The organism is Pseudothauera nasutitermitis (assembly GCF_004801295.1).
GTDB classification, from domain to species: domain Bacteria; phylum Pseudomonadota; class Gammaproteobacteria; order Burkholderiales; family Rhodocyclaceae; genus Pseudothauera; species Pseudothauera nasutitermitis.
This window is the reverse complement of the sequence record NZ_SSOC01000005.1, coordinates 156,460-175,688: the sequence shown is the minus strand read 5'-3', so window position 1 is coordinate 175,688 and position 19,229 is coordinate 156,460. Positions and strand designations below refer to the sequence as shown.

Annotated in this window: 13 protein-coding genes; 6 read left to right on the top strand and 7 right to left on the bottom strand. The window is 69.0% G+C overall.

Annotated features, from left to right (window positions below; genetic code table 11):
* Nucleotides 1-12: 12 nt before the first annotated feature.
* Nucleotides 13-1,620, bottom strand: a complete 1,608-nt coding sequence (locus E6C76_RS13945) for a methyl-accepting chemotaxis protein (protein WP_136348846.1) — start codon at nucleotides 1,618-1,620, stop codon at nucleotides 13-15.
* Nucleotides 1,621-1,896: 276 nt separating this feature from the next.
* On the opposite strand from E6C76_RS13945, the gene E6C76_RS13940 reads away from it, so the two are divergent.
* On the top strand, nucleotides 1,897-2,241 hold the full coding sequence (locus E6C76_RS13940) for an FKBP-type peptidyl-prolyl cis-trans isomerase (protein WP_136348845.1): 345 nt from the start codon (nucleotides 1,897-1,899) through the stop codon (nucleotides 2,239-2,241).
* 29 nt (nucleotides 2,242-2,270) lie between these two features.
* Here E6C76_RS13940 and recQ read toward each other — a convergent pair whose 3' ends face one another.
* Nucleotides 2,271-4,103, bottom strand: coding sequence for a DNA helicase RecQ (recQ, locus tag E6C76_RS13935; protein ID WP_136348844.1), 1,833 nt, complete (start codon nucleotides 4,101-4,103; stop codon nucleotides 2,271-2,273).
* A 116-nt stretch (nucleotides 4,104-4,219) separates the two neighbouring features.
* Between recQ and E6C76_RS13930 the strand changes: the two genes are divergently transcribed.
* Genes E6C76_RS13930 through E6C76_RS13915 form a run of 4 tightly spaced genes read left to right on the top strand, consistent with a single transcriptional unit; the run spans nucleotide 4,220 to nucleotide 10,595 of the window.
* Entirely contained in the window at nucleotides 4,220-4,483 is a 264-nt protein-coding gene (locus E6C76_RS13930; protein WP_136348843.1) for a hypothetical protein, read from the top strand.
* 28 nt (nucleotides 4,484-4,511) lie between these two features.
* Nucleotides 4,512-6,728, top strand: a complete 2,217-nt coding sequence (locus tag E6C76_RS13925; RefSeq protein ID WP_136348842.1) for an EAL domain-containing response regulator — start codon at nucleotides 4,512-4,514, stop codon at nucleotides 6,726-6,728.
* Between the two features lie 7 nt (nucleotides 6,729-6,735).
* On the top strand, nucleotides 6,736-7,860 hold the full coding sequence (locus E6C76_RS13920) for an ABC transporter substrate-binding protein (RefSeq protein ID WP_168734344.1): 1,125 nt from the start codon (nucleotides 6,736-6,738) through the stop codon (nucleotides 7,858-7,860).
* Entirely contained in the window at nucleotides 7,857-10,595 is a 2,739-nt protein-coding gene (locus E6C76_RS13915; protein WP_136348840.1) for a PAS domain S-box protein, read from the top strand. Before E6C76_RS13920 ends, E6C76_RS13915 begins: the two co-directional genes overlap by 4 nt.
* 10 nt (nucleotides 10,596-10,605) lie before the next feature.
* On the opposite strand, the gene rfaE2 is transcribed toward E6C76_RS13915, so the two are convergent.
* Complete coding sequence (rfaE2, locus tag E6C76_RS13910) at nucleotides 10,606-11,094, bottom strand: D-glycero-beta-D-manno-heptose 1-phosphate adenylyltransferase (protein ID WP_136348839.1); 489 nt, start codon at nucleotides 11,092-11,094, stop codon at nucleotides 10,606-10,608.
* A gap of 75 nt (nucleotides 11,095-11,169) precedes the next feature.
* Nucleotides 11,170-12,888, bottom strand: a complete 1,719-nt coding sequence (locus E6C76_RS13905; protein ID WP_269140169.1) for a Na/Pi cotransporter family protein — start codon at nucleotides 12,886-12,888, stop codon at nucleotides 11,170-11,172.
* Nucleotides 12,889-12,970: 82 nt separating this feature from the next.
* On the opposite strand from E6C76_RS13905, the gene E6C76_RS13900 reads away from it, so the two are divergent.
* Nucleotides 12,971-13,978 carry an NAD-dependent epimerase gene (locus E6C76_RS13900; protein ID WP_136348838.1) on the top strand — a complete coding sequence of 336 codons (1,008 nt, stop codon included), beginning with the start codon at nucleotides 12,971-12,973 and terminating at the stop codon, nucleotides 13,976-13,978.
* Nucleotides 13,979-14,012: 34 nt separating this feature from the next.
* On the opposite strand, the gene E6C76_RS13895 is transcribed toward E6C76_RS13900, so the two are convergent.
* The 3 genes from E6C76_RS13895 to E6C76_RS13885 form a co-directional block, all read right to left on the bottom strand.
* Nucleotides 14,013-14,468, bottom strand: a complete 456-nt coding sequence (locus tag E6C76_RS13895) for a universal stress protein (protein ID WP_136348837.1) — start codon at nucleotides 14,466-14,468, stop codon at nucleotides 14,013-14,015.
* A gap of 194 nt (nucleotides 14,469-14,662) precedes the next feature.
* Nucleotides 14,663-16,075, bottom strand: coding sequence for an efflux transporter outer membrane subunit (locus E6C76_RS13890; protein ID WP_136348836.1), 1,413 nt, complete (start codon nucleotides 16,073-16,075; stop codon nucleotides 14,663-14,665).
* Complete coding sequence (locus E6C76_RS13885) at nucleotides 16,072-19,224, bottom strand: efflux RND transporter permease subunit (RefSeq protein ID WP_136348835.1); 3,153 nt, start codon at nucleotides 19,222-19,224, stop codon at nucleotides 16,072-16,074. Before E6C76_RS13885 ends, E6C76_RS13890 begins: the two co-directional genes overlap by 4 nt.
* Between the last annotated feature and the right edge of the window lie 5 nt (nucleotides 19,225-19,229).

Genomic DNA, 19,229 nt, shown 5'->3' with positions numbered 1-19,229 from the left:
TGGCGGGCCGGCTCAGATGCGGTACTGCGCCACCACCTGTTGCAGCGTGCGCGCCAGCGTGGCCAGTTCGTCCGCGGCATCGGCGGTGGATTGCACGGCCGCGCTGTTTTCCTCCGACATCTGGGCGATCTTTTCGACCTGCTGGGCGATGGACGTGCTGGCGATGCTCTGCTCGCGGATCGCATCGGTGATGTCGCCCACCATCTCCACCGTACGCCGGGAACTGCCGCCGATCTCGTCGATGGCGTGGCTGGCCTGCCGGGCGTGGCTCACGCCCTGGTCCACGCGCTCCACCACCGCGTGAATGCCATCCACGGCCGCCTGGGCGCCGGCCTGCATCGCGGTGATGGTGGTGGAGATTTCCTGGGTCGATTGGGTCGTGCGCTCGGCGAGCTTGCGCACTTCGTCGGCCACCACGGCGAAGCCGCGGCCCTGCTCGCCGGCGCGCGCGGCTTCGATGGCGGCGTTGAGGGCGAGCAGATTGGTCTGGTCGGCCACGTCCTTGATCACCGAGACCACGCTGTTGATGCGTTCGCTCTGCTGTTCGAGCGTGGCGATCTGTTCCGAGGCGTGGCGCACCGTCTCCGCGATGCTGTTGATGCCGGATACCGTTTCGCCAATGATGTCCCTGCCGCGCTGGGCCAGTTCTCCGGAACTGGCCGAGAGCTGGTTGGTCTCGCCGGCGCGGTCGGCGACGTGGTTGATGGAGACGGTCATTTCTTCCACCGTGGCCGCCATGCTGGAAGCGGCCTCGCTCTGTTCGCCCGAGGCGATGGACATCTGCCCCGACGCCGTGGCGACCCGGTTTGCGGCGGAATGGACGACCTCGGCATTGTCGATGATCTCGTGGAAGCTCTTCTGCAGGCGGTCGAGCAGGCGGTTGAAGGCGGCTGCGGCCTGGGCCACTTCATCGTTGCCGGAGACCGGCTGGCGGGCGGTGAAATCGAGTTTGGCCTCGATGTGGCTGAAGGTGTCCACCATGTTCTTGAGTGCGCTGCTGACATGGCGGTGGAGCAGGATGCCCAGGCCGGCGACGACGATGGTGATGCCCACGACGGCGAGGACGGAGACGATCTTGGCGCGGTCGTAGGCTTCGGCGGCTTCCGCCGTGCTGCGTGCGGCGACCCGCTCCCCGTAGGCGATGTGTTCCCCGATGTTGGCACTGAGACGCCCGCCGATTTCGGCGGCCCGCGAACTGTAGCGCATGGCTTCATCCGGCCGGCCGGCATTGGTTTCGGTCACGCCGAGTTCGATGACTTCCAGGTAATCCCGGACGAGGGCCTTGGAGGTTTCGTGGTACTTGCGGTCCTCGTCGCTGCTCACCTGTGTCTCGTATTCCCGGATGTTCCGGTCGAGCGTCTGGCGCGCTTCGCCGAGCCGTTGCTCTGCGGTCGAGCGCTGGGCATCGCTGCTCATCACGAAGGTCAGCATCTGGATGCGCAGGCCCAGGAAGGCCGCCTCGATGTCGCTGATCTTCTCCAGCTTGGGGATGATCTGGTTGTTTGCGTACTCCAGCTTGGTGTTGAGTCCCTTCATCTGCTGAAAACCGAATAGCCCCATGGAGACCAGTCCGGCCACGGCCAGAATGATCAGGAGGGCCAGGCGCTTAGCGATACTCATGTTCGTCTTTCCTGAGGAAGTTGGCCGTGCGGAGCCCGGGCCGGCACTGTCCGCAGAATGGCAGGCGTGTTGTCCAATCCGGTGCCTCGGGCGGCGGGAATTGATCTGCAGCAAATATCGGCTGTCCGGCGGGGAGTCTTGAGTGCTTTATGCGCCGAAGCCCCGGGTTGCGGAGCAGGGGCGGACGGGCGCGCGAAGATGATCGTGCCGTGCGGTGTGGCAGGCGTTCCGCGTTAGAATCCGGGCCTCATTCACAGCCAGACCCTAGGAGTTGCGATGTCCCAGCACACCACCGCCAGCGGCCTCGTCATCGAGGAACTGGAAACCGGCGCCGGCGAGGCCGCCGCCAAGGGCCATACCGTCACCGTGCATTACACCGGCTGGCTGACCGATGGCACCAAGTTCGATTCCAGCAAGGATCGCAACGACCCCTTCGAATTCCCGCTGGGCGCGGGCTACGTGATCCGCGGCTGGGACGAGGGCGTGGCCGGCATGCTGGTGGGCGGCAAGCGCAAGCTCACCATTCCGCCGGAGCTGGGCTACGGTGCGCGCGGCGCCGGCGGCGTGATTCCGCCCAATGCCACGCTGGTGTTCGAGGTGGAGTTGCTGGGCATGCGCTGAACGCGCTGTAGGAGTGTTCGCGGGGGCGTTCAGCCGGCCTCGGCGATGATCTTCAGGATCGCTTCGCCGTAGGCTTCCAGCTTGCGGTCGCCGATGCCGCTGATGCCGGCCAGTTCGGTCATGCTGTGCGGGCGGGCGATGGCGATCTCGCGCAGCGTGGCATCGTGGAAGATGACGTAGGCGGGCACGTTGCGTTCGCGGGCGGTTTCCGCCCGCCAGGCGCGCAGGCGGTCGAACAGTGTGGTGGGGATGCCGGCGGGGATCTCGTGGCTGGTGGTGCGGCGCTTGGTGCGGCGCTGCTTTTCCGGCACCAGGCGCAGGGTGAATTCGGCCTCGCCGCGCAGCAGCGGGCGCGCCGCGTCGGCGAGCGCCAGCGCGCCGTAGCGTTCGTGGTCCACCGTCAGCAGGCCGCGCGCCACCAGTTGGCGGAACAGGGTGCGCCAGGTCTTGTCGTCCACGTCCGCGCCGATGCCGAAGGTGCTCACCGCATCGTGCCTGCGTTCCAGCACTTTTTCGCTGCGTTCGCCGCGCAGCACGTCGATGAGATGGCCCGCGCCGTAGCGCTGGCCGGTGCGGAACACGCAGGACAGGGCCTTGCGCGCCGCATCGGTGGCGTCCCAGGTGCGCGGCGGCTCCAGGCAGTTGTCGCAGTTGCCGCAGGGGCCGCTGGCCTCGCCGAAGTAGTCGAGCAGATGCTGGCGGCGGCAGCCGGTGCTTTCCACCAGGCCCACCAGGGCGTCCAGGCGCGCGCGTCCCAGGCGCTTGAAGTCCTCGCCGCCTTCGGATTCGTCGATCATGCGGCGCTGCTGCACCACGTCGGCCGCGCCCCAGGCCATCCAGGCCTCGGCGGGCAGGCCGTCGCGCCCGGCGCGGCCGGTTTCCTGGTAGTAGCCTTCCACCGAGCGCGGCAGATCCAGGTGGGCGACGAAGCGCACGTCCGGCTTGTCGATGCCCATGCCGAAGGCGATGGTGGCCACCATGACGATGCCGTCCTCGCGCAGGAAGCGGGTCTGGTTGGCGGCGCGCTCCTCCACCGGCAGGCCGGCGTGGTAGGGCAGGGCCTCGACGCCGTGTTCGGCCAGCCAGGCGGCGGTTTCCTCCACCTTGCGGCGCGACAGGCAGTACACGATGCCGGCTTCATCCTGGTGGTCCTCGCGGATGAAGGCGAGCAACTGGCGGCGCGGGTCCGCCTTGTCCACGATGCGGTAGCGGATGTTGGGGCGGTCGAAGCTGGAGACGAAGCGCCGGGCGTTTTCCAGCCGCAGGTTGCGGGCGATTTCCTCGCGGGTGAGCTGGTCGGCGGTAGCGGTGAGCGCGATGCGCGGGATGCCGGGGTAGCGTTCCGGCAGGATGGAGAGCTGCAGGTATTCCGGGCGGAAGTCGTGGCCCCACTGCGACACGCAATGCGCCTCGTCGATGGCGAACAGCGCCAGCCGGCGGGTGTCGCGCAACTCGTCCAGGGTGTCGAGGAAGCGCGGGGTGAGCAGGCGTTCCGGCGCCACGTAGAGCAGGTCCAGGCGCCCGGCGAACAGTTCGCGCTCCACCGCGCGCGCCTCGTCCAGCGACAGGCTGGAGTTGAGGAAGGCGGCGGCCACGCCGGCTTCCACCAGCGCGCTGACCTGGTCCTGCATCAGCGCGATCAGCGGCGAGACCACGATGGTCGTGCCTTCACGCAAGAGTGCTGGAATCTGGTAGCACAGCGATTTGCCGCCGCCGGTGGGCATCAGCACCAGGGCGTCACCGCCGCCGGCGACCTGCTCGACGATGGCTTCCTGCTCACCGCGGAAGGCGGTGTAGCCGAAGACGTGTTCGAGGACGTGGCGGGCGGACGGGGCGGGGTGGACGGCATTCATCGCCGCCATTGTACCGTTCTGGCGGGGCGTGCCGGGATGAAGGAGAGGGTTCCCCTTGACCGTTGCGGAAATGACGCCGATATTTGCGGCAAGGACGATCCACTACGCACGCGAGGAGACACGTGATGCCGAAGACGGACACCAGCAGGCTGATCGCCGCCTTTCCCCACCTGGCCAACATTTCCGGTGCCTGGGGAACGCGCGAGTGTCGCCAGCGCATCAACCGGCTGATGACCGATACGCGGGGGGGAGCGCGCGGCGGATTTCCGCCCGAGCACGCTTCCGCCCTCGTTTCCCTGCTGGTCGAGCATGATCGGGATTTCCCCGCCTTCGACGACAGCGCGAGGTGGTTGTGGTGGGAGTCTTCCCGCCGAGGCCTCGTCGCATGAGCGGCGCGCGAACGGTTGGGGAGACACGATGAACGACGACCTGCTCGAATTCTCCGACGAGCTTCCCGCGCACGCGCTGGCGCGCCCACGTCCGGTCTGGAAGGTGCTCATCGTCGACGACGACGAGGACGTGCACCGCAGCACCGAGCTGGGCCTGGCCTCGGTGGAAGTGGTCGGGCGCCCGCTGCGCTTCCTGCACGCCTACTCGGCCGCCGAGGCGCGCGCGTACTTCCGGTCCGAAGCCGATCTCGCGGTGATCCTGCTCGATGTGGTGATGGAAACGCAGGATGCCGGGCTGGTGCTGGTCGACGAAATCCGCAACCGCTTCGGCCTGCGCGACAGCCGCATCATCCTGCGCACCGGGCAGCCGGGCTACGCGCCGGAACTCGAGGCGATCCGCGATTACGACATCAACGATTACCGCAACAAGTCCGAACTGTCGCGCAGCCGGCTGTTCGCCGCGCTCACTGCGGCGGTGCGCACCTACCAGCAATTGCGCATCATCGAGGCCGGGCGCAACGGCCTGGCGAAGATCGTGCGCGGCAGCGCGGCCCTGCTGCGCACGGAAGGCCTGGCCGAGTTCGCCGCCGGGGTGATCACCCAGATCGCCGGCCTGCTCGGCCTGCGGCCGGAGGGGCTGGTGTGTGCGCGCAGCGACGGTGCGGACGGCCCGCTGGTGGTGGCCGCCGCCGGACGCTTTCAGACGGCCATCGGCCAGCCGCTCGACGCCCTGCGCGAGGAAGGCGTGCGCGAGCTGCTGGAGCGTGCGCTGGCCTCGCGCGAGAATGTGGCGCGCAGCGGCAGCGGCATGGCGCTGTACTTCGGCGGGCAGGACGGGCGCAACCTGGCGGCCTGGGTCGATGCCGAATGCACCGACGATACGCTGGACCCCGGGCTGCTCGAAGTGTTCTGCACCAATGTGGCGATGTGCCTGGACAACGCCGGGATGGTGGAGCGCCTCAACGGCTATTCCTATTACGACCAGTTGCTGCGCCTGCCCAACCGCCGCCATCTGCTCGAACGCCTGGACGAGTACCTGGCGCACACGCCGGACGGTCCCGGCCTGCTGGCGGTGGTCGATATCGACCACTTCGGCGAAATCAATGGTGCCTTCGGCCACCGCTATGGCGACCATCTGCTGCAGGCCGCCGCCGAGCGTCTGGCCGACGGCTGCGGGGAAGGGCTGGTGGCGCGCGTGGGCAGCGACATCTTTGCGGTGTTCTGGCCGCAGGGGCTGTCCGGCGGCGAGTGCCTGCATCGGCTGTTCGCCGAACCACTGAATATCGACGGGCAGGCCGTCACGGTATCGGTCACCGGCGGGGTGGTGGCGCTCACCGAGGTTGGCGGCGCCGGCAGCGAGGCGCTCGAGGATGCCCTGCTGGCGCTCAAGCAGGCCAAGCAGGAGGAACGCGGCAGCATCGTCGCTTACTCCAAGCGCATGGGAGACGAAATCCGTGATCGTGTGCACCTGCTGCGCGAGTTGCGCGATGCCTTCGCCGCCGAGCGTCTGTTCCTCGTCTTCCAGCCGCAGGTCGAACTGGCCACCGGGCGCTGCGTCGGGGTCGAGGCGCTGCTGCGCTGGCGCACCGACGACGGCGGCATGGTGCCGCCGGATCGCTTCATTCCGCTGGCCGAACGTTCCGGGCTGATCGTCGCGCTGGGCGAATGGGTGCTGCGGCGCGCCTGCCGCAAGGCCGCCAGGATGGCGGCGCGCGGCCACGGCGGCGTGCGCATGGCGATCAACGTTTCGCTCACCCAGTTCCGCGATCCACGCTTTGTCGACCGGGTGCGCGCGGCGCTCGACGAATCCGGCGCGTCGCCCGGACAGATCGAACTGGAGATCACCGAATCGGTGGCCATGGATGAATCGGCCCGTCTTGCCGAGGTGTTCGGACGCATCCGCGAGATGGGGCTGGAACTGGCCATCGACGATTTCGGCACCGGCTATTCCTCGCTCAGCAAGCTGCAGCGCCTGCGGGTGGACCGCCTGAAGATCGACCGTTCCTTCGTCCAGGAACTCGGCCAGGGCGGCCGGGGCGGCGAGATCGCCTCGCTGGTCTGCGGCCTGGGGCGGCGCCTGGGCATGGAACTGATCGCCGAAGGCATCGAGGAGCAGGTCCAGGCCGAGCAACTGCTCGCCCTGGGCTGCCAGCTCGGCCAGGGCTATCTGTTCGCCCGGCCCATGCCGGCGGACGACCTGCACGCCTGGCTGGACGCGCATGCCGCCGGCGCGGGCGGCACCTGAGGCGGCCGTGGATGTCCGCAGCCTTGCCGCCGGCGTGCTGCTGGGGGTCTCCCTGGCGGGTTGCGCGCCGCCCGAGCCGGTGCGTATCGGCTTCATCGGCGGCCTTTCCGGGCGGGTGTCCGATCTCGCCAGCGAGGGCAAGGACGGCGCGCTGCTCGCCGTGGAGCAGGCCAACGCCGCCGGCGGGGTGAACGGCCGCCCGGTCGAACTGCTGGTGCGCGACGACGCGCAGGATCCCGAGGTGGCCAGACAGGTCACCGGCGAACTGATCCAGGCCGGCGTGCAGATCATCGTCGGCCCGATGACCAGCGCCGTGGCCGAGGCCATCATTCCGTTGGCGAACCAGGCCGGCGTGGTGCTGGTCTCGCCCACGGTGACCAGCACGCGCTTTTCCGGGCAGGACGACCATTTCTTCCGGGTGGTGTCGACCACGCGCGAGTACGCCAGCGCGGCGGCCCTGTTCCTGCGCCGGACCCGCGGCGCCGAGCGTGCCGCGCTGATCCTCGACCAGGACAACGCGGCCTACACCGAGGACTGGGCCAGACAGTTCATCCAGGCCTTCGAGGCCAGCGGCGGGGAATCGCTGCCGGTGGAGCGTTTCAGCTCCGCGCGCGAAGTCAGCCTGATGCCGCAGGTCACCCGCATGTTGGATGCGAAACCGGATCTGGTGGTCATCGTCGCGGGCTCCGTCGATGCCGCGCGCCTGGCGCAGATGGTGCGTCGGCGTGCGCCGCTGATCTCCCTGCTGATCGGCGACTGGGCGGCCACCGAGCGCTTCGTCGAGCTCGGCGGGCTGGCCGTGGAGGGCCTGTACGCCCCGCAGTACTTCAGCCGCGACGATGTCTCGCCGCGCTACCGCGCCTTCCGCCGGGAGTACGAGGAACGTTTCGGGGTCGCGCCCGGTTTCGCCAGCGTGGCGGGCTATGACGCCGCGCGGGTGGCGCTCGACGCGCTCGCCCTGCCCGGCGGCACGCTGCGCGAGCGCCTGAAGGCGCAGCGTGTGTTCGACGGCGTGCAGCAGCGCATCGAGTTCGACGAATACGGCGACGCGGCGCGGCCGGTCCGCCTCACCGTGGTGCGCAGCCGGCGCTTCGTGCCGATCGACCCGGAAGCCGGCGAGGGCATGCGATGAGGCCGCTGCGCCTGTCCCGCCTGCTGTTCGTGCGTTCCCTGCTGGCCGCGGTGGCCACCTTCGTCACCGTGTATCCGCTGGTCATCCTGTGGCTGATGCCGCAGGCCGACCGCGAGATCGAACACCGCCAGCTCCTGCTCGGGCGTGCCATCGTCGAGCAGGTGCAGGCTCATCTGGCCGGGCCGGCATTCACGCTGGAAGGCATGGCGCGCGCGCTGGACACCGGCCGGCGGAGCGATCCGGCGTTCGTGTACGCCATGCTGGACAGCTTTCTGGAGCATCCCGGCAGCTTTTCCTCGCTGTACCTGATCGACGACGGCGGACGGGTCATTGCCGCCGGCCTGCCGCCCGCGCGCCGCGGCATGCGCGCCGATCTGGTCGGCCTGGACCTCTCGGCCCATCCGTTGTGGCGGGCGGCGCACGAGTCGGCCGGGCTGATCTGGACCGATGCCTTCCTGTCCACCGTGGAAGGCGGCTTCACCGTGGCCGCCGCGCGGCGCAGCGGTGGGCACACGCTGATCGGCGAACTGGCCTTCGACCCGCTGTTCGGCCGCCTGAGCGGGGCGGAACCCAGTGAAAACGGCCTGCGCATCCTGCTGCTCGACCGGCGCGGGCGGACCCTGTCCGATTCGCGCGGCGAACTGCGTGCCCGCCAGCAGGACTTCGGCCAGCACGAGTTCATCCGCCATCCCGCGCGTTTCACCGGGCAGGTGGTGTACTTCGATTTCGAGGGCGAGGCCATGCTCGGTACGGTGGCCACGGTGCCGGACCTGAACTGGCGCGTGCTGGTCATGCGGCCGGAGGCCGAGGCCTACCGGCCCGTGCATATCGCCAACGTCATCCTGGTGGGCGGGCTGGTTGCCGCCATCCTCATCGCGCTGCTCGGCGCGGCGGTGCAGGCGCGCTACTTCGGCCGCCAGTTCCGCCGCCTCTCCGCGTTCGCCGGGGCGGTCGGCGAGGGGCGCTACGAAATGGCCTGGAACCCGTCGCGGGTCACCGAGCTGAACGAACTGGCGGCCTCGTTCGAGCGCATGAGCCAGTCCATCCGTGCGCGCGAGCAGGAACTCGCCGCCAGCCAGGTGGCGTACCGCGAACTGGTGGAAAGCACCACCGAACTGGTCGTGCGCCTGGATGCCGACTGGCGGCTCACCTACGCCAATCCGGCGGTGTGCCGGTTGCTGGGGGCCGAAGAGGCCGACCTGACCGGCCGGCCGCTGGGCCGCTGGCTGTGCTTCGACGACGAATCCTGGCAGCGCGACCTGTTCGCCGAACTGTCCGCCGGCGCCGACAGCGTGCAGTTCGAATGCCCGATGCAGGACAACACCGGCAAGACCCACCGGGTGGCGTGGACCCTGCACACCGGGCGCGACGACAGCGGCGCGCGGCGCTACGGTGCCATCGGCCGGGACATTTCCGACCGCTGGGAGGCCGGCGAAGCCCTGCGGCGCAGCGAGGAGCGCCTGCGTGCCACGCTGGACGCCGCCACCACGGTGGCCATCCAGTGGTACGACGCGCAGGGCCGCGTGCTGTACTGGAATCCGGGTTCTGCGCTGCTCTACGGCTATCGCCCCGACGAGGCGCTGGGCCGCACGGTGGAGTCCCTCGGCCTGTTCGACGCCGAGGTCCTGTGTGCCTTCCACGCCATGCTCGAGCGCCTCGACGCCGATGGCGCCACCGAGGGGCCGATGGAACTGGCGGTGCGTACCCGTGGCGGCGAGCAGCGCCACACGCTGATGACCTCGTTCTCCATTCCGGCGCGCGAGGGTGGGCGCTACTTCGTGTCGATGGACATCGACATCACCGACCGCCGCGAGGCCGCCGAGCGCCTGCGCGAACTCAACGAGACGCTGGAAGCGCGGGTGGCCGAGCGCACCGCCGACCTCCACCGCTCCAACGAGGAACTGGGCGCCGCGCTCGCCGAACTGCAACGCGCGCAGGAAGAACTGCTGCGCGCCGAGAAGATGGCCGCGCTCGGTGCGCTGGTGGCCGGCGTGGCGCACGAACTGGGCACGCCGCTGGGCAACAGCCTGATGGCGGCCAACACGGTGGCCGACCATACGCGCGCGCTGCGTCGCGAACTGGAGGGCGGCCTGCGCCGTTCCACGCTGGATCAATACCTGGCGGACACCGAATCCGGCACGCACATCATCGAGCGCAATCTGGAGCGTGCCTCCGAACTGGTCACCAGTTTCCGCCAGGTGGCGGTGGACCAGTCCAGCTCGCAGCGCCGGGCGTTCCTGCTCGACGAAGTGGTGGAAGAAATCGCCCTGACCCTGCGGCCGTCGTTCAAGCATCAGCCGTGGACCTTCGAGACCGAGGTGGAGTCGGGCCTGCGGCTGGACAGCTACCCCGGTCCGCTCGGTCAGGTGATCGCCAACCTGGTCACCAATGCCACGGTGCACGCCTTCGAAGGGCGCGCGGACGGCACGGTGAAGGTGAGCGGACGGGCCGATGGCGACGGCGCGGTGATCATCGAGGTGCGCGACGACGGGCGGGGCATTCCCGCCGAAATGCAGCGGCGCATCTTCGACCCCTTCTTCACCACCCGCATGGGGCAGGGCGGCAGCGGACTGGGGCTGCACATCGTGCAGAACCTGGTGAGCAACCTGCTCGGCGGCACGGTGGTGGTGGACAGCCGCCCGGGCGGCGGTACCTGCATGCGCGTGCGCATCCCGCGCGAGGCGCCGCACCCCAAGCGGGACGAAGCGGAAAGCCCGCCGCAGGCGATGGTCTAGCGCCGCGCGCTCAAAGCGCGCGGATGCGGCCGAGCAGCGCCGTGGTGGAGCGTTCGTGGCGGAACGGGATGGCATGCACGCTGCCGCCCCAGCCGCGTACCTCGGCGGCGCCGACGATGCGCTCGGGCGCCCAGTCGCCGCCCTTCACCAGCACCTCGGGACGACATTCGAGGATGCGCGCGAGCGGTGTGTCCTCGTCGAACCAGGTCACCAGATCCACGCAGCCCAGCGCGGCCATCACCGCCAGGCGGTCTTCCAGCGGATTCACCGGGCGGTCGTCGCCCTTGCCCAGGCGCTTCACCGAGGCATCGGTGTTCAGCGCCACCACCAGCGCCGCGCCGAGCGCGCGGGCCTGCGCCAGATAGGTGACGTGGCCGCGGTGCAGGATGTCGAAGCAGCCGTTGGTGAACACCAGCGGGCGCGGCAGCGCGGCAGCGCGCTCGGCAAGCGCCTGCGGCGGGCACAGTTTGTCTTCGAAGGCGGGGCGGGGATAGTCCATGGCGGCGGCCGGTGTGGGCGGAAGGTGGCGCGGATTGTAGCAGTCCGTTCAGCCCGGAAGCCGCGGTTTCCAGGCTCAGAGCGCGCCGGCTTCCGCCTGATCGACGCCGGCGGGTGCGTCCTGCGGCGCCGCCGCGCCTTCGTCCAGGGCCGCCAGGTGGTGCGCGGCCTTGGCGGCCTGCTCGGCGGCGCGGCGCAGCAGGCTGGCGTGGCGCAGGTGCTCCTGCATGTCACGGATGCTCATTTGGGCGTGCGCGCCGGCCACCAGCAGGGCTTCCTTCAGGCGGGCGTAATCCTCCTCGGTTTCGCGCAGGCGCTGGTTGACCTGTTCGTTGCCGAATTCCTCCCGGCTGGTGTCCACCGCATCGGCCAGGGCATCCGCCGCGGTGGCGAAGGCGGTCAGCGCGCCGTGCAGCGTGGGGGTCAGCGGCGTCAGGCTGACGGCCTGGGCGGCGGCCTGCAGGCTGCTTTCCGCCGCGTTCTCCTGGTACTGCAGCACGCGCAGGCTGCGCGCCAGATGGTCCACCAGCACCGGCGGCAGATGCTCGGTGTTGAGCTTGCCGGTGTAGCCGGCAATGGCCGCCGACAGGGTCTGCAAGGTGTCGCGCTGCCGGCGGATGGCGGCTTCGCCCGCCTGCTCGGCGGCCGCGCCGCGCAGGCAGGCGGTGGCCATCGCCTGGCTGCGGTTCAGTTCCATGCGCAGCGCGCGCAGGGCGAGGTCGGGAATCGCCGCGGAGTTGGCGTCGAGATACTGCGGGCGGGCCACTTCTTCCTCGCGGCTCTTGAAGTGGCCTTCCAGCGTGCGCAGCAGCCAGTTGCTCAGCGGGACCATCAGCAGCACGCCGAGCACGCTGAAGGCGGTGTGGAACAGCGCGATGGTGGTGGCCGGGTCGCCCGCGTTGCCGAACCAGTCGCGGATCAGGCCGAGCAGGGCGATCAGCACGGGCAGCATGAGCAGCGCCACCACGCCGGTGATCAGATTGAAGAACACGTGCGAGGCGGCCAGCCGGCGGGCGTTGGAGGTGGCGCCGATGGCCGCCAGGATGGCGGTGAAGGTGGTGCCGATGTTGGTGCCGATGACCAGCGCGCAGGCCGCCTCGATGGACAGCAGGCCGCCCGAGGCGGCGGTGATGACGATGGCGATGACCGCGCCGGAAGCCTGCATCAGCACGGTCATCAGCGTGCCGATGAGCACCAGCAGCAACTGGCCGAGCAGGCCGCCGGCGAGGTAGTCCTCGACGTTCATCTCCTCGCCGAAGGCGGAGAAGGTGTCCTTGAGCACGTCGATGCCGAGGAACAGCACGCCGAAGCCGGCCAGCGCGCGGCCCAGCGCGCGCGTGCGCATGCCCGGCGCGGCCAGCATCAGCGTGGCGCCGATGCCGACGAAGGGCAGCGCGAAGGCGCTGATCTTGAAGCCGAAGCCCAGCCAGGCCACCAGCCAGGCGTTGGTGGTGGTGCCCAGGTTGGAGCCGAAGATCACCCACAGGCCATTGCGCAGGGACAGCAGGCCGGTATTGACGAAGCCGATGCAGGCCAGCGTGACCGCCGTGGAGGATTGCACCAGCGCGGTGATCAGGATGCCCGCGCCCAGCCCGCGCAGGCGGGTGGAGGTGAAGCGCTCCAGCAGTTCTTCCAGCGCGCGCCCGGCGGCCAGCTTGAGCCCGTCGGTGAGCAGGTGCATGCCGAGCAGGAACAGGCCGATGCCGCCGAAGGTGCCGGCGATCACGGTGTACAGCGACGGTTCGGTGGCTTCCAGGGGAGTCTCCTCATGGGGCGCCTGCGCGCGGTTTTTCACGGAAGCGTAATACGCGCGCCGCGTTGCGCAAAGTGCGGCATGCGATAATCGGCGCCTGTTTCCGCACGCGAGACCGACGCGCATGAAAGTCCTCGTCACCGGCGCCGCCGGCTTCATCGGCATGCACGCTTCCGAGCGTCTGCTGGCCCGCGGCGACGAGGTGGTCGGCCTCGACAACCTCAACGATTACTACGACCCGCGCCTGAAGGAAGCACGCCTGGCGCGTCTGGCGCCGCACGCGGGTTTCCGCTTCGTCAGGCTGGACGTGGCCGACCGCGCCGGCATGGAGCGCCTGTTCGCCGAGGAAGGCTTCGACCGCGTGGTCCATCTGGCCGCGCAGGCCGGCGTGCGCTACTCCTTGCAGAACCCGCACGCCTACATCGACAGCAACCTGGTCGGCTTCACCAACATCCTGGAAGGCTGCCGGCACAACCGGGTGGCGCATCTGGTGTATGCCAGCAGCTCCAGCGTGTACGGCGGCAACACCCGCATGCCGTTCTCCGAGCACGACAGCGTGGACCACCCGGTGAGCCTGTACGCCGCCACCAAGAAGGCCAATGAACTGATGGCGCACACCTACAGCCATCTGTACGGCCTGCCCACCACCGGCCTGCGCTTCTTCACCGTGTATGGCCCGTGGGGCCGGCCGGACATGGCGCTGTTCCTGTTCACCAAGGCGATCCTGGCAGGGCGGCCGATCGACGTGTTCAACCACGGCCGCATGCGGCGCGACTTCACCTACATCGACGACATCGTCGAAGGCGTGCTGCGCGTGCTCGACCGTACCGCCGAGGCCGACCCGGCCTTCGACGCGGCCAGCCCGGACCCGGCGCGCAGCAACGTGCCCTACCGTGTGTTCAACATCGGCAACCACGATCCGGTGGCGCTGATGGCCTTCGTCGAGGCCATCGAGGCCGCGCTGGGCCGCAAGGCGGAAAAGAACTTCCTGCCGCTGCAGGACGGCGACGTGCCGGCCACCCATGCCGACACGGCCGAACTGAATGCCTGGACCGGCTTTTCGCCGGCCACGCCGGTGGCCGACGGGGTGGCGCGCTTCGTGGCCTGGTACCGCGGGTATTACGGGGTCTGAGTGCCTTGCGGCCGAGGGCGTGCTCATGCCCTGTTCAGCACACGTTCGAGCGCAGGACCAGGACCGGAATGGCGGAGTGGGTGAGCACCTTGTGCGTCTCGCTGCCCATCAGCAGCCTGCGTAGTCCCCTGCGGCCGTGAGAGGCCATGCAGATCAGGTCGACATCGTGATTTCTGGCCGTCTGCAGGAGCGTTCTCGACGGTTCATCGCCTTCCGCGCTCAACGCGGTGCAGGCCACGCCGGCCTCCATGCAAAGGTTGCGCGCAAGGCCGAGGATGCGCTGGGCCTCCTTTTCCTCGAACTCCCGGAACCTGGCCGGCGTAATGGGCGCGATCACGCCGCTTTCGCCATAACGGACATCCGGGTACGGGGGCTTGACGTACACCACGGTCAGCTTTGCGGCGGTCTCGGCGGCGAGCTGCGCGGCCTGCCGGACGGCGATGTTGGACAGCATGGAGCCGTCGGTCGGCACGAGGATGTGTCTGAACATGGGAAGCGTCTCCGATTGGACACGGAAGCTTGTGAGTGGTCACGGATCGGGGGAGGAGGTACCCGTGCCTCCTCCCCCAGCCGTTAAGAGAGCGCCGTTTTTTATCCGGGGCCGTTTCAGTCCGTTTTTGCCGGAACCCCGGGCTTTCCCACGGACATTCACAGACCCCGGTCAGCGGTTTGTTCAACGCTTTCCTAACTTGGGCTCCCCCCTCCCAATGCCTTGTAAAGGGCCACTTCACTGGACAGCTGTGCCAGCCAGCTGCCGATCAGCTGCTGCCGGGCATTGAACAGGGCACGCTGGGCGTCGAGCACGGTGAGGTAGCTTTCCACCCCGGCGCGGTAACGCTGCCCGGCCAGGTCGAGGTAATGCCGGTTGGTGTCCACCAGATCCAGTTCGGCGCGCAGCTGGGCGAGGAAGGTCTGGCGCGCGGCCAGGCCGTCGGACACCTCGCGGAAAGCGGTCTGGATCGCTTTCTCGTACTCGGCCACCGCGATTTCCTTGCGCAGTTCGGCATGGTCCAGGCTGGCGGCCAGCCGTCCTGCGTTGAAAACGGGCAGGCGCAGTTGCGGCACGAAGGACCAGAAGCCCGAACCGCCGTCGAACAGGCCGGAGAGCTCGCTGCTCGCCGTGCCCGCGCTGGCGGTCAGCGTGATGCCGGGGAAGAAGGCCGCACGCGCGGCGCCGATGTTTGCGTTGGCGGCGCGCAGCCGGTGTTCGGCGGCGACGATGTCGGGACGGCGCCACAGTACGTCCGCCGGCAACCCGACCGGCAGTTCGGCGAGCAGTTCGCCGTCGGGCATCTCCGGCATGCCGGCCTGTGGCGGCAGCGGGGCGCCCAGCAGCAGTTGCAGGCCGTTTGCGTCCTGCGCCACCTGCCGTACGTAACGCGCTTCCTGGGCGCGCGCCGCATCCACTTCCGCCTGTGCCTGGCGCAGCTCCAGCTCCGACGCGGCACCGGCCTCGAAACGCTGGCGGATCAAGGCCAGCGAAGCCTCGTAGGCGTTCAGCGTATCGCGCGTCAACGCCAGCTGCGCCTGGTCGCTGCGCCAGGTGAACCAGGCGGTGGCGACTTCGGCGGTCAGGCTCAGGCGAATGGCGCGCTGGCTCGCTTCCTGCGCCAGGTAGTTCTCCAGCGCCTGCTGTTCCAGGCTGCGGACGCGCCCGAAAAAGTCGAGTTCATACGCGGCCACGCCGAGGCCGACGCTGTACTGGCCGGTGGTGGCGGCCTCGCCGCTCGCCGACAGGTCGGCGGGCAGGCGCTGGCGCGTGCCGCTGGCCTCGACGTCGAGCGCGGGGAAGCGGTCGGCGCGCTGGATGCGGTATTGCGCGCGGTAGGCCTCGACGTTGAGCGCGGCGGCCTTCAGGTCGCGGTTGTTGTCGAGCGCGGTGCGGATCAGTTGCTGCAGTTCCGGTGCGCGGAAAAAGGTTTCCCAGCCGATGTCCGGGGCGGCAGCGGCGCCGTCGGCCGGATAGGCCTCCCCGGTCGGCCAGGCGGCGGGGGTCGGGAGCGCCGGACGCTCATGGGCAGGCATCAGCGAGCAGGCGCCGAGCAGCCCGCTCAGGGCCAGCGCCGCACTCAGGGTTCGCAGGGTTGCGGTACTCATGGCTTCACCTCCAGCGCCGCAGGCGCGTCCGGCGCCGTGGCCGGCGCCGCGTCCTTCTTGAACAGGCTGGCGACGACGAAGAAGAACAGCGGCACGAAGAAGATCGCCAGGAAGGTGCCGGCCAGCGTGCCGCCGACCACGCTGGTGCCGATGGCATGCTGGCTGCCGCTGCTGGCGCCGCTGGCGATGGCCAGCGGCAGCACGCCCATGACGAAGGCCAGCGAGGTCATGATGATGGGCCGCAGCCGCATGCGCGCCGCCTGCACCGCCGCGTCGAACAGCGAGAGCCCTTCCTTTTCGTGCAGTTCGCGGGCGAACTCGACGATCAGGATGGCGTTCTTGGCCGCCAGGCCCATGGTGGTGATCATGCCGATCTGGAAGAACACGTCGTTGGACAGCCCGCGCCCCAGCGTGGCCATCACCGCGCCGAGGATGCCGACCGGCACCACCAGGATCACCGAGAACGGGATCGACCAGCTTTCGTACAGCGCGGCCAGGCAGAGGAACACCACCACCAGCGAGAACACCAGCGTGAACGTGCTCTGCTCCCCGGCCAGGCGCTCTTCATAGGACAGGCCGGAGAAGGCCAGGCCGACCCCCGGCGGCAGTTGCCGGGCCAGGCGTTCCATGGTCGCCATCGCCTCCCCGCTGCTGTAGCCCGGCGCGGCCTGGCCGAGGATCTGCACCGCCGACACGCCGTTGTAGCGCTCCAGCTTGGGCGAGCCGAAGGTCCAGTGGCCGCTGGCGAAGGCCGAGAACGGCACCATCCTGCCCTCGGCGTTGCGCACGTACCACTGGTCGAAATCCTCCGGCGCCAGCCGCGCGTCGGTCTGGCCCTGGACGTACACCCGCTTGACGCGGCCACGGTCGATGAAGTCGTTCACATAGGCCGAGCCCCAGGCCACCGACAGGGTGTCGTTGATGTCGGCGATGCTGACCTGGTGCGCGCGCGCCTTCTCGTCGTCGATGACGATCTGGTACTGCGGCTCGTCCGACAGGCCGTTGGGGCGCACCAGTTGCAGGCCGGGCTCCTGCGCCGCCATGCCGAGCAGCTGGTTGCGCGCGGCCATCAGCGTTTCATGGCCGACGCCGCCGTTGTCCTGCAGGTAGAGGTCGAAGCCGGTGGCGTTGCCCAGTTCCATGATCGAAGGCGGCACGATGGGGATCACCGTGCCGTCCTTGATCGCGCTGAAGCGGGCGAACGCCCGTCCGGCCAGCGCCTGGACGCGCAGCGCCGGGGCGTTGCGCGCGTCGAAAGGCTTCAGCGAGACGAAGGCGATGCCCGAATTCTGCCCGCGTCCGGCAAAGTTGAAGCCCCGCACCGTCATCACCGATTCCACGGCGGCGGCCTCGTCCTGCAGCAGATAGTCGCGCACTTCCGCGAGCACCGCCTCGGTGCGCTCCGCGCTCGTGTTGGGCGGCATCTGGACCTGGACGAGCATCATGCCCTGGTCCTCCTCGGGCAGGAAGGCGGTGGGCAGGCGCATGAACAGGACGCCGAGCACCACCACCATGATGCCGTAGAGCACCAGGAAGCGTTTCTTGCGCCCCAGAATGCCGGAGACGCCGCGCTCGTAACCGTCCGCGCTGGCGTTGAAGACATGGTTGAACCAGCGGAAGAAGCGGTTCTGCTCGCCGGCCTCGACGTCCTTCTGGCGCAGGATGGTGGCGCACAGGGCTGGCGTGAACACGATCGCCACCAGCACCGACAGCGTCATCGCCGCGGCGATGGTGATTGAGAACTGGCGGTAGATCACGCCGGTGGAGCCGCCCAGGAAGGCCATCGGCACGAACACCGCCGAGATCACCAGGCCGATGCCGACCAGCGCACCGGTGATCTGGCCCATCGACTTCTTGGTCGCCTCCTTCGCCGGCAGGCCCTCCTCGTGCATGATGCGCTCGACGTTCTCGACCACCACGATGGCGTCATCCACCAGCAGGCCGATGGCCAGCACCATGGCGAACATGGTGAGGATGTTGATGGTGAAGCCGGCCGCGAACAGCACCCCGAAGGTGCCCAGCAGCACCACCGGTACGGCCAGCGTGGGCACCAGCGTGGCGCGGAAGTTCTGCAGGAACAGGTACATCACCAGGAATACCAGCACGATGGCCTCGAACAGGGTCACCACCACCGACTGGATCGAGGCGGTGACCACCGGCGAGGTGTCGTAGGGATAGACCACCTTCACCCCGGCCGGAAAATACGGTTCGAGCCCGGCGAGCGTCTCGCGCACGTTCTCGATGGTGTCCAGCACGTTGGCGCCGGTCGCCAGGCGCAGCGCGATCCCCGACGAGGGGTGGCCGTTGTAGTTGCCGGCAATCGAGAAGTTCTGCGCGCCCAGGCCGACCTCGGCGACGTCCTTGAGGCGCACCTGTGCGCCGCTGGCGTCCACCTTCAGCAGGATGTTCTCGAACTCGGCGGCGCTCTTCATGCGCGTCTTGCCGAGCACCGTGGCGTTCAACTGCACCTTGTCGCGGGTGGGCAGGCCGCCGAGCTGGCCGGCCGACACCTGCACGTTCTGCGCGCGGATGGCGGCGAGCACGTCCGGCGGGGTGAGCTGGTAGCTGTTGAGCTTGGCGGGGTCCAGCCAGATGCGCATGGCGTAGGCGGAGCCGAACACCATGAAGTCGCCGACCCCCTTGGTGCGCGACACCGGGTCCTGGAGGTTGGAGACGATGTAGTCGGACAGGTCGAAGTTGCTCAGCGAGCCGTCTTCCGACACCAGGCCGACCACCAGCATGAAGTTCTGCTGGTACTTGGCCACCCGGATGCCCTGCTGCTGGACTTCCTGCGGCAGCATCGGGGTGGCCAGCTGCAGCTTGTTCTGCACCTGCACCTGGGCGATGTCCGGATCGGTGCCCTGCTCGAAGGTGACGATGATCTCCATGCTGCCGTCGGCGTTGCTCGCCGACGAGATGTAGCGCAGGCCGTCCAGGCCGTTGAGCTGCTGTTCGATGACCTGCACCACGGTGTCCTGCACGGTCTGCGCCGAGGCGCCGGGGTAGGTCACGCTGACCGACACCGCCGGCGGCGCCACGTTGGGATACTGGTTCACCGGCAGGGCGAGGATGGCCAGCGTGCCGGCCAGCATGATGACGATGGCGACCACCCAGGCGAAGATCGGGCGGTCGATGAAGAATCTCGACATGGCGG